This is a genomic window from Corynebacterium tuberculostearicum (genome assembly GCF_046097465.1).
Taxonomy (GTDB): domain Bacteria; phylum Actinomycetota; class Actinomycetes; order Mycobacteriales; family Mycobacteriaceae; genus Corynebacterium; species Corynebacterium tuberculostearicum_I.
Genome location: NZ_CP175799.1, coordinates 1,054,095 through 1,064,665, shown reverse-complemented (window position 1 = coordinate 1,064,665; position 10,571 = coordinate 1,054,095). Strand labels below are relative to the sequence as shown.

At 58.4% G+C, this 10,571-nt stretch carries 9 protein-coding genes; 3 read left to right on the top strand and 6 right to left on the bottom strand.

Features of this window, described 5'->3' with window-relative positions; genetic code table 11:
• Positions 1–18: 18 nt before the first annotated feature.
• On the bottom strand, positions 19–606 hold the full coding sequence (gene pcp / locus ACKFRX_RS05135; protein ID WP_179386303.1) for a pyroglutamyl-peptidase I: 588 nt from the start codon (positions 604–606) through the stop codon (positions 19–21).
• Between the two features lie 189 nt (positions 607–795).
• The gene (locus ACKFRX_RS05130) at positions 796–1,878 is read right to left on the bottom strand and encodes a thermonuclease family protein (protein ID WP_005327456.1); all 1,083 of its coding nucleotides are present in this window, start codon (positions 1,876–1,878) and stop codon (positions 796–798) included.
• Positions 1,879–2,159: 281 nt separating this feature from the next.
• Between ACKFRX_RS05130 and ACKFRX_RS05125 the strand changes: the two genes are divergently transcribed.
• Entirely contained in the window at positions 2,160–3,521 is a 1,362-nt protein-coding gene (locus ACKFRX_RS05125) for a dicarboxylate/amino acid:cation symporter (RefSeq protein ID WP_005323578.1), read from the top strand.
• Between the two features lie 69 nt (positions 3,522–3,590).
• Here the strand turns inward: ACKFRX_RS05125 and ACKFRX_RS05120 are convergent, their stop codons facing one another.
• From ACKFRX_RS05120 to ychF, 4 genes are all read right to left on the bottom strand, one after another.
• Positions 3,591–4,505 carry a PRC and DUF2382 domain-containing protein gene (locus ACKFRX_RS05120; RefSeq protein WP_408928215.1) on the bottom strand — a complete coding sequence of 305 codons (915 nt, stop codon included), beginning with the start codon at positions 4,503–4,505 and terminating at the stop codon, positions 3,591–3,593.
• 513 nt (positions 4,506–5,018) lie between these two features.
• The gene (locus ACKFRX_RS05115; protein ID WP_408928214.1) at positions 5,019–5,930 is read right to left on the bottom strand and encodes a cation diffusion facilitator family transporter; all 912 of its coding nucleotides are present in this window, start codon (positions 5,928–5,930) and stop codon (positions 5,019–5,021) included.
• A 227-nt stretch (positions 5,931–6,157) separates the two neighbouring features.
• The gene (locus ACKFRX_RS05110; RefSeq protein ID WP_150851747.1) at positions 6,158–6,691 is read right to left on the bottom strand and encodes a type 1 glutamine amidotransferase domain-containing protein; all 534 of its coding nucleotides are present in this window, start codon (positions 6,689–6,691) and stop codon (positions 6,158–6,160) included.
• Between the two features lie 130 nt (positions 6,692–6,821).
• Positions 6,822–7,907 (bottom strand): redox-regulated ATPase YchF, encoded by a 1,086-nt coding sequence (gene ychF, locus ACKFRX_RS05105; RefSeq protein WP_005323582.1) that lies wholly within the window; start codon positions 7,905–7,907, stop codon positions 6,822–6,824.
• 47 nt (positions 7,908–7,954) lie between these two features.
• Here ychF and ACKFRX_RS05100 point away from each other — a divergent pair, with 47 nt between their 5' ends.
• A complete protein-coding gene (locus ACKFRX_RS05100; protein WP_408928213.1) occupies positions 7,955–9,424 on the top strand; it encodes an AI-2E family transporter in 1,470 nt (489 codons plus the stop codon).
• Positions 9,425–9,460: 36 nt separating this feature from the next.
• Positions 9,461–10,531 carry a DNA recombination protein RmuC gene (locus ACKFRX_RS05095; protein ID WP_034668173.1) on the top strand — a complete coding sequence of 357 codons (1,071 nt, stop codon included), beginning with the start codon at positions 9,461–9,463 and terminating at the stop codon, positions 10,529–10,531.
• The last annotated feature ends 40 nt before the right edge of the window (positions 10,532–10,571 follow it).

The window sequence follows — 10,571 nt, the reverse complement described above, 5'->3', positions numbered from 1 at the left end:
AAAGCTACAAAGGCTACCCTAACTAGCTTGCACCGCCCAGAGTGCCCGCTTAATCCCCTCAACGATGTCCGCCAGCTCCATCATGGGCTTATCCGTTTTCTCCTGCTCTGTACTGAACGGGACGTGGACAAATCCGGCGCTTATCCCGGTGTCCGCGAAGCGATGCAAGAGACCATAGAGCAGCTGGTTACACACGAAAGTCCCGGCCGTATTCGACAACCGCGCCGGAATATCCTCCATTGCCGCAACCATTTCCTTTACCGGCAGCGTAGAGAAATATGCCGCCGGGCCGCCTTCCACTACCGGCACATCGACCGGCTGATAACCCGCATTATCAGGAATATCGGCATCCATAACGTTAATCGCGACCCGCTCTGGGGTGATATGCGCCCGTCCACCGGCCTGGCCCAAACATACAATTGCATCGACCGCCGAGACCTCCGCGGCCTCAATCGCCCGACGCAGCGATTCCCCGAACTTCGTCGGGATCACCAGCTTGATGAGCTCCGCGTCTCCAATGCGATCCGGTAGTTGCTGAAGAGCTCGTTCCGTGGGGTTTATGCTCTCCCCGCCGAAGGCGTCGAATGCGGTTACGAGGATTTTCATGCTGCCAGTATTCCAGATCCCCGGGCCCTCCCACCCCCTTCGCGCTCACCGGCAGCACCTAAATGGCGCTTCCCCTTGGCCCCGGTGAGCAGCAAGGGCGTAGGCCACAATCCCCACTCCCCTCGCGCTCACCGGGAGCCATACTCAAAGCACTCAGGGCCCTGCCCGTGAGCGCGAAGGGCAGGCTGCCTAACCAATCTGTTGCTTCGTAGTGCAGTCGATCTTCGCGTAGGAACGCCCTTTCTTATCCACGGACGTCAAGGCATAGTTTCCGCCATAAGCTCGGCACCCGGTGTAGTTATCGACCACCGGCGCCGGCTGAGGTGCCGGCTGCTGCTCGGGGGCTTGGTAGTCAGCCACCTCATCGTGCGTTGGCTGCTCCGCTACCTCTACTTCCGGCGCGTAGTGCTCCTGCTGATGAATCTCTTCTTGCCGCTGCTCTGCACGGCGGCGTTCTTCTTCCTGGCGCTCCTTTTCACGCTTCTCTTCCTCCCGCTCTTTCTCCTCCAACTTCTCGAGCCCTTCGCGGGCTTGTTTCTCCTCCCCCTCAAGCTCGCGTTCCTTCTTCGCGGCAATCTCCTTGGGAGCATCCGGATACGCTGCTTTCTGGAAGGTGCTTCGATCATCTTTGTGGCGAGTCAGAACCGCCAATCCGGCCTTCGCAGCTGCTGACTTGTCCAGTACATCCTCGTACCCTGCAATATCAGCTTCCCCGGAAGCTGCAAATGCTGCCGCTGCAGCTTCAGCGCCGCTAACCGCCTCGGCCATGTTCTTATCGCTGGAAACCTTGCACTCGTCTGAGACCCCAAAGATCCCTTCGCCGGCGTCTTTAGGGCCGCGTTCGGCATTGCGCACTTCGTCATAAAACTTGTCGTTTCCGCCAAATACAACCGCCGTGGCTAACCCTTCGGCCGCGACATCCGCGTTAATGAAGTCATCGTCGATAAAGACACCGGCAAGAGTGCGGCCGTACTTGTCGGTCCGCTCGGAGTCATATTCCAACCGAACCTCCGTCCCTTTTGGCAGCCGCCCTTCCAGGTACTGCTTCGCTTCCTCCGCGAGGCACTCACTCGGTTCGCCGTTATGGCCGATCTCCGGCGTATCAATATTAAGTAGCCGGACGCGGGTATTTTCGCCGTCTATGTCGACGTCAATGGTGTCGCCATCGATCACTCGGTTGACCACCACAGTATCTTCATCACCGCCGCCTAAAGCAACGGAAGCCACTGCGCCAACTGCGAAAATGCCAACGAGAGGTTTAACCCAGCCCATGAATGTTCCTCCTGAGAAAGATAGAGAGAGTAGCTATCTAAAGTTAGCAATGGGACACACGTGGTAGTTCAAGGTCCCTTCCCTTCGCGCTCACTGGCGTCGAAAAGCAAGCACAAAACCACCTCTCCGTGAGCGCGAAGGGTGAGGTTGCGGCCACTGCATATAACTCGCACTTTGTGCCTATGGACGCAGAAGGAATAAGCTGAGCGATGTTGAAGTTGAACAGGACAGTATCTGGAAAATAGTCCGATCTGTCCATTTTTATTTTCAAAGGAATCTTTATGTCTCAACAAGAATCTTCGCGCTCCAAGCTTCCCGGCTGGGCCACGGGATTCGGTGCTCAGGTCATCGCGGGCCTCATCATCGGCCTCATCCTGGGCTTCATCGCCTCTGGCATGGATACCGACCCAGATAACCCGGGCTGGTTGACCACCCTGCTCACGGGCGTCGGCAGCGCCTACGTCCAGCTGCTCAAGGTGATGATCCCGCCACTGATCTTCGCCGCTGTTGTTACCTCCGTCGCTAACCTGCGCAAGGTCGCCAACGCCGCGTCCCTGGCAATTTCCACGCTTGTGTGGTTTGCCATCACCGCATTCTTCTCCGTCTTGACGGGCATCATCGTCGCCGTCGTGATGAAGCCGGGCATCGGCACGAGCATCGATGCTGCCACCGCGCAGGATCCTTCCCACGTCGGTTCGTGGACCGCGTTCTTCGAACAGCTTCTGCCCCAGAACTTCGTGGGCCTTTCCGCCTCACTTTCCGACGGAGAAGTATCCCTCAGCTTTGGTGCCCTCCAGCTCCTCGTCATCTCGCTGGCCATTGGTATCGCCGCCGTCAAGACTGGCAAGTCTGCCGAGCCTTTCCTGCGCTTTACCGAGTCCTTCCTGAAGGTCATTCAGGTCATCCTGTGGTGGATTATCCGCCTTGCCCCGATTGGCACCGCGGCCCTCATCGGCAAGGCCGTAGCTACCTACGGCTGGGATGCACTGGGCTCGCTGGGCAAGTTCGTCTTGGCCATGTACGTCGGCATGGGCCTGGTATTTGCCGTGGTCTACCCGGCAGTGCTGAAGTTCAACAAGATCCCGGTCATTGGTTTCTTCAAGCGCGTATGGCCTGTGACCTCCCTGGGCTTTGTCACCCGTTCTTCGATGGGCGTCATGCCAGCTACCGAGCGTTTCAGCGAAAAGGCTATGGGCGTTCCCTCCGAGTACGCTTCCTTTGCTATTCCGCTGGGCGCAACTACCAAGATGGATGGCTGCGCTTCCGTATACCCAGCCATCGCTGCCATCTTCGTCTCCCAGTTCTATGGCATCGACCTTGACTTCACCCAGTACCTGCTCATCATCTTCGTGTCCGTTATCGGTTCCGCCGCTACCGCAGGCACCACCGGCGCAACGGTGATGCTCACCCTCACGCTTTCCACGCTCGGCCTGCCGCTGGCCGGTGTTGGTCTCCTGCTTGCCATCGAGCCGATCATTGACATGGGCCGTACCGCACTGAACGTCACCGGACAGGTGCTGTGCGCCACCATCGTGGCTAAGCGCGCCGGCATCCAGGACAAGGCAACCTGGGATGCTGCCGAGAACGGCGTCAAGCACATTATGGATTCTGACTCGGCTGAGGCTATCGGCGTCAAGGCTTAAACCAGTCTCCTAAATAAGGCAAAAGAAACGCCCGCAAGGTATTCCTTGCGGGCGTTTAGCTATGCGCTTTTACTTCTTGAGGCCGTCAACACCATCGGTGTCGATCTGCTCCTTGCGCAGCTCCTCGGTGTGAGTCTCGGTGTCGCGAACGGTGTCCTTCTTCAGGTTGATCTTCTCAACCGGAACGGTTTCCTTGTTCACGTTTACGCGCTCCTCGTGCAGGGTGACGGAAGCTTCCTCGGAGTCACCGGAAATGGTGCCGTTGTAGTTCTTGGCATCCTCAGCGTTGATCGGGGTGCGCTCGACGCTAACCTCTTCACGCTCAACCGGAACCTCAACGGTCTCGGTGTCGGTCACAACGTACTTGCGCAGGCGAGCCTCACCGGTAGCCACGCGCTCCTTGTTGACGTTGAGCTGCTCTTCGGAACGGATGAGCTCGCCATCGTTGTTGGTGCGTGCAGCTGCATCGTTGTCAGCTACGCCAGCCTTGCGCTCGGTAGCAGCAGCGTCGGTGGTGTGGGTAGCTGCCTTCTTCTCGTCAGCGTGTGCACCAGCAACGCCTGCACCTGCAACACCTGCGCCAGCACCTGCGGTCAGGTTGTGATCCTTGTCAGCGCCAGCCTGAGCGTCGCGCTTGGAGTCAAGGTTGGAATCCTTGTAGTCGGTAACGTCGTGTGCGTTATCCAGACCGTAGTGCTTGAAGATATCGGACTGTGCCTCAGGGGTCAGCGGCTTATCGGAGTCGAAGTCCGGAGCATCCTTGATGCGGTCCTTGGAGAAGCCCAGCTTCAGGTCATCGCCGGAGAAGTCGTGGCCACGCAGCGGAACCAGGCTGGAGTTCATGCCGAACAGGCCGTGGTTTACCTCGACGAAGGTAGGCTGGCCGGACTGGTCATCAACGAATACCTCGTTAACGTCGCCCAGCTTCTCGCCGTTCTTGTCGTATGCGGTTGCGTTAAAGAGGTCCTTAATGTTCTTACCCATTGTCAGTAAATCCTTTCTGCTATTGGTATAGCTATCTTCAACCAAACAAAAGGACATTTTCTACCCCCACCACGTGGAGTATGGGGGTGAAAATCTCCAATTGATTGCTGTAACAACCACCATACGGAGAAATCAAAATTTTTCGACCGGCAGACAAAAATTTTCTAAATTTCGTTCACCGAAATCAGGCTTCATGCAGCTCAGAACGGTTGATAACAGTTCTATAACATTGGAAAATCTGCACCATAAGCACCCGAATTGAGCAAACCGGATGTCGATTCTCTCGCCCGTAGCGCCCTAGACACACCCCTTCACGATCTCCAAATCGTCCACTGTTCACCACACCCCGAAATGCGGTGACAACTACCCCACAGGATTCTTTAACGAGGGTGTACTTTTTCTCCCAGTATCCACAGGCGATACACAGACCTGTACACCCGAACGGGCCTACACACATATTGGTCTAGTGCGCATACACCACAGTAGTCGGCAAAAAACTGAGAAGATTAAGCCTTAGCGGAATAGGTACGGGCGTCGATTTTCTAGGCCGGCTGGCTCCACATGAATGAACGCACTGCAGCCGGGGTAGAGCTCGTCGAGGGCAATTTCCACTGCGTCTGCAACCTCGTGAGAGTGCATGACGCTCCACTCCCCTGGCACCTCCATGGTCAGGTACACCAGTCTCTGGCGTCCAGAGGCCACGGTGCGACGATCCGTGAACGTTACCGAGTGTTCCTGCTCCAGCCGAGCTAGGAGCTGCCTAATGTTCTGACGCTCGTCGTCGGGAAGCGCCTCAGAAAGAAGGCTACTCACCGAGTCGCGCAGGAGGCTATAGCCCGTCCACAAGATATTGATGCCCACTGCAAGCGCCACTACAGGATCCAGCCACCACCAACCAGTAAGGAATACGGCGGCGATGCCTATAAGGACACCTACGGAAGTCCAGACGTCGGTAAGCAAATGGTGCCCATCCGCATCCAAGGTGGCAGACCGGTAGCGCTTACCTGCACGGATGAGCGCGATGCCCACCGCGCCGTTGAGCACGGACGAAAGCGTTGACAACGCCAAGCCCCAGCCTGGCTCTTCAATCGGCTGCGGAACAAAGAAGCGGTGGATCGCCGTGTACACGATCATGCCGGCCGCAATAAAAATCATTGCACCCTCTACCAAGGCGGAGACGTACTCGGCTTTGCCGTGGCCAAACTGGTGGTTATCGTCGGCCGGCTTAGAGGCAATCCGGAGGGCATAAAAGCCGGCGACGGCCGCGACGAGATTCACGATGGATTCGAAGGCATCGGAGAGGAAGCCCACCGAACCTGTAAACCACGCGGCCAAGGCCTTGAGGATGATGGTAGCCACAGCGGCGGCGATGGATAGCTGCATGAAGCGCTCGAGAATGCGCTGCTCTGAGCCCATGGAGGACATAGCCACTTCTCCCTTCGGTTCGGTTGCGGACCGAAGGTCTCGTTCACGGCCGCGGGCACTGCGGGCGCTGGCTGGCCGGGCTAAACGCCAATATGTCGACCAGTCATCTCGGAATTAACCGAGGGAACTACTCCCCTTCAGGAATTCCTAACTTTATAGGGCACGTGATACCGGCGCAAGATCGAAAAAAGCCACGGGAAACTCCCGTGGCTTAAATTCGTGAAGCTTTAGTGCTGGCCCTCTGCAAACTCTTCTACCAGCTTGGCGTTAAAGGCTGGCAGGTCATCTGGAGTGCGGGAAGAAACCAAGCCCTGGTCGCAGTGAACTTCCTCATCTACCCAGGTAGCGCCTGCATTGCGCAGGTCGGTCTGCAGGGAGGGGAAGGAAGTCAGGGTGCGGCCCTTGAGGGCTTCAGCATCAGCCAGAATCCAAGCACCGTGGCAGATGGCGCCAAGCGGCAGATCCTTGCTCATATGGTTGCGCACGATTTCCACCGCTGCCTTATCCAAGCGGATGAGGTCAGCATTCTCGGTACCGCCAGGCAGAATAATGCCGTCGAAGGACTCGCCGGTGGAGTCAGCGGTAGCGGCGTCCACGGAAATCTCCGTACCCTTCTTACCGGTAATGGTGCCGGCCTTTGGGGCGAGGACACGCACGGTAGCGCCAGCGTTCTTCACGGCCTCCAGCGGGGAGGTCAGCTCAGAGTCTTCGAAGCCATCGGTAGCGATGATGGCAATGGTCTTATTATCTAGTTCAGCCATGTTGCAGCCTCCTTTGTTCGAGTACGCCGCCCACGGTAACGCGGAAGTTTCGTCTTCGCTACCTTCTCTTGCGCGCGAGTGGGCGGCGCCTTCTCCCTCTGACAAAGGGCCGGTTCCAAGCGGTGTGGAATTAGCCGCCGATCTTAAAGTCGCACACGTCGCCGTCCTGCATGATGTAGTCCTTACCCTCTTGGCGGACCTTGCCATGCGCACGAGCCTCGGCCATGGAGCCGGCGGCTACAAGGTCATCGAAGGAAACGATCTCGGCCTTAATGAACTTCTTTTCAAAGTCGGTGTGGATGACACCAGCGGCCTGCGGTGCGGCAGAGCCCTGCTTGATGGTCCAGGCGCGGGCCTCCTTTTCACCTGCGGTGAGGTAGGTCTGCAGGCCCAGGGTGGCAAAACCTGCCTTAGCCAGGGTGGCTAGGCCCGGCTCATCTTGGCCGACAGCCTCGAGCAGCTCGCGGGCTTCGTCTTCTTCCAGCTCCAGCAGCTCGGTTTCGGTCTGTGCATCGAGGAATACGGCCTCGGCTGGGGCGACGAGCTGGCGGAGTTCTTCCTTCTTAGCGTCGTCGGTAAGCACTGCTTCATCCGAGTTAAAGACATAGAGGAAGGGCTTCGCGGTCATCAGGTGCAGATCGCGCACGAGGGAGAGGTCAATCTCGCCTTCCTTCGCTGCGGCGAAGAGGGTGCGATCATCTTCCAGGATCTCCTGGGCCTTCTTGGTTGCTTCCACCTCGGCGGCCAAGTCCTTATTCTTGCGCGCATCCTTTTCCAGGCGCGGCAGGGCCTTTTCGATGGTCTGGAGGTCCGCAAGAATGAGCTCGGTATTAATAACGGAGATATCGTTGCGCGGGTCAACCTTGCCATCGACGTGAATGACATTGTCATCAGAAAAGGCGCGCACTACCTGGCAAATGGCGTCTGCCTCGCGGATATTGGCTAGGAAGGCGTTGCCCATGCCTTCACCCTGCGAAGCGCCGGAGACGATGCCGGCGATGTCCACGAAGGACACGGTGGCAGGAAGGATGCGCTCAGAGTTAAACATCTCCGCCAGTTGGGTCAGGCGGGAATCCGGCAGCTCCACCAAGCCCACGTTGGGCTCGATGGTGGCAAACGGGTAGTTGGCCGCCAGGATCTCGGAACGGGTCAGGGCATTAAACAAAGTGGACTTGCCCACATTGGGCAGGCCGACGATTCCTAGTGTAAGACTCACGGGGCCAATCCTAACGCACCCGCCTTCTTTTAAGGCAAGATGGTGGGGTGAATTCTGATAACCAACCGCTGCCCGATGACCCCCAAGCGGGCTTGGGCGATAAGTTTGATGAAAGCTTCGACACCAGCAAGCTGGAGGATGTATCCCCACATCCACCAGGCGATCAGGTAGACCGCTCCGTCATCGCCGGCGAGGTGGTTAAGTCCGCCTCCCTATGGGCGGTTCGGCTGCTCATCATCTGCGTTTTCCTCTACGCCCTCTACCGTTTACTGGGTAACTTCTGGCAGGGCCTTTTGCCGGTTCTTTTGGCCCTGATTATCTGTACCGTTCTGGCACCGGTAGCGAAAAAGCTGCGCAATATTGGCCTTCCCGCCGCGTTGGCGGCCGCCGTAACCATTTTGGTTTCCTTCACGGCTGTCGGCGGCCTCATTGCATTTGTCACCCCAGACTTCATGCGCCAATCCCGGTCACTGTATTTGCAGACGGTCTCCGGCATCCAAAGCCTGCAGCTCTGGGCCCAGGGCCCACCGCTCAACCTTGATAGCGATGACATGAGTAGCTACATCGACGAGGCGGCGTCCTGGCTGCAGCAACGTGCCGGCGCCATCGCCGGATCGGTCTTTACCGGCATTGGCACCGCCACCTCCATCTTGGTCACGCTCTTCATCGTGTTGGTGCTGACCTTCTTCTTCCTGAAGGACGGCGCTAAGTTCCTTCCCTGGCTGCGCGATGCCACGGGCAAGCGCGCCGGCTGGCATCTGACGGAGCTGCTTACTCGCGCCTGGAATACGCTGGGCGGCTTCATTCGCGCGCAGGCAGTGGTTTCGCTTGTCGACGCCGTCTTTATCGGCGTCGGCCTCGCCCTTATCGGCGTTCCGCTGGCCATGGCGTTGGCGATCATCACCTTTATCGCGGGCTTCATCCCCTTCGTCGGCGCGATCGTGGCCGGCGCCCTCTCCGTCACCATCGCGTTGGTCTCCCTTGGCGTAACCAAGGCTCTTCTCGTTCTCGGCCTGGTGTTGCTGGTCCAGCAGTTGGAGGGCAATGTCCTCTCGCCCTGGCTGCAGTCCAAGGCCATGGACCTGCACCCGGTCATCGTCCTGGTTTCCGTGACGGTAGGCTCGGCTCTCTTTGGCCTGATAGGTGGCTTCCTCGCGGTTCCCGCGGCCGCTATGTTTGCGGTGGCCTACCGCTACGGCCAAGACATGATGAAGCTACAGTCAGGCGAAAAGACCGCCGCGGATCTGGACTTTTCTACCGTGGCTGGTTATCTCATCGGCCGCTACACCGAAGACCAAGGGCGTTATAAGCGCGAGGCATGGCTCAAGATGCCGGACTATGCAGCCCCAGAAGGCGCGTTTGCCGACGTCTCCGCGGACGGCGATTCCAATTCCCTCGACGCCGCCCTCAACGTGGAGTCCACCCCCAAGAAGCATGAAAAGCCCGGCATGCGCGCAAACCTGCGCCGCGCCCGCGACGCCTTCGAAGGCCTTTTGAACGGAGATTCGAAAAAATAGTGGGTCGTGTCGGCGGCGCGTGCCATGCTGGAAACCATGACTTCCACTTTGCCCGTGCTGCTACTTTTTATCGGCCTCATTCTCGGCGCGGTAATGGGCTGGTTAGCACATTCCTACTCCGCTACCCGCTCCGCGCCGAGCGCCGAGCACCGCGCGCTGCAAGACTCGCAGCGCCGCCAGGCCGAGCTCCAGCCGCTAGAAAAGGCCATGGACCGCTTGGGATTTCAGCTCCAAGAAATTGAGGAAGACCGCACCGCGCTGCTCGCCTCCCTCTCCAGCCAGGTGCAGGCGGTGACCCGCACCTCCTCCCGCTTGACCGAACGCACCGACAAACTTGTGACCGCTCTGCGCTCACCCAATGTGCGTGGCCGTTGGGGCGAGGTGCAATTGGAGCGCGTGGTTGAGCTCGGCGGTATGACCAAGCATGTGGACTTTGATTGCCAGGTCTCCGCCCCATTGGGCGGGCGCATCGTCCGCCCTGACATGCTCATCAATTTGGCCGGTGGCCGCCACATCATCGTCGATGCCAAGGTTCCTTTTACCTCGTACCTTGACGCCCTAGAAACCGATGACCCGGAAGAACACGCCGGCTTCCTCCGCCGCCACGCGCATTTAATGCGCGGCCATGTCCAAGCACTATCGCAGAAGGACTATATTGAGGCGTTTCAACCAACGCCCGAGTTCGTCATCCTCTTCGTTCCCGCTGACCCTTTCCTTGATGCCGCGCTATCGGTGGATCCGGAACTTATCGAGTACGCCTTTGAACGCAATGTAGTCATCGCCACCCCCAGCTCGCTTTTTGCCCTCCTGCGCACGGTGGCCATGGGGTGGCACCAGGAAGACATTTCCGCCAAGGCTAAGGAGGTCCAGCGCTTGGGGCGCGAACTGTATACGCGCCTAAATACACTTTCTGATCACTACGGCAAAGTGGGCCATAACCTGGAAAAGGCAGTCGAGGCCTATAACGCCACGCTTTCCTCGCTTGATTCCCGCGTGGGCGTCACCGCCCGCAAACTGCATGAGATGGATATCCCGGGCCGCACGGACCGCACCCCGCGGGAGCCATTGCCTATTGATACCTGGCCGCGCGGGAATTCAGCACTATAAATCCGCCGCTTTCGTGCGTGGAAATAGCCATGGGCCGGCG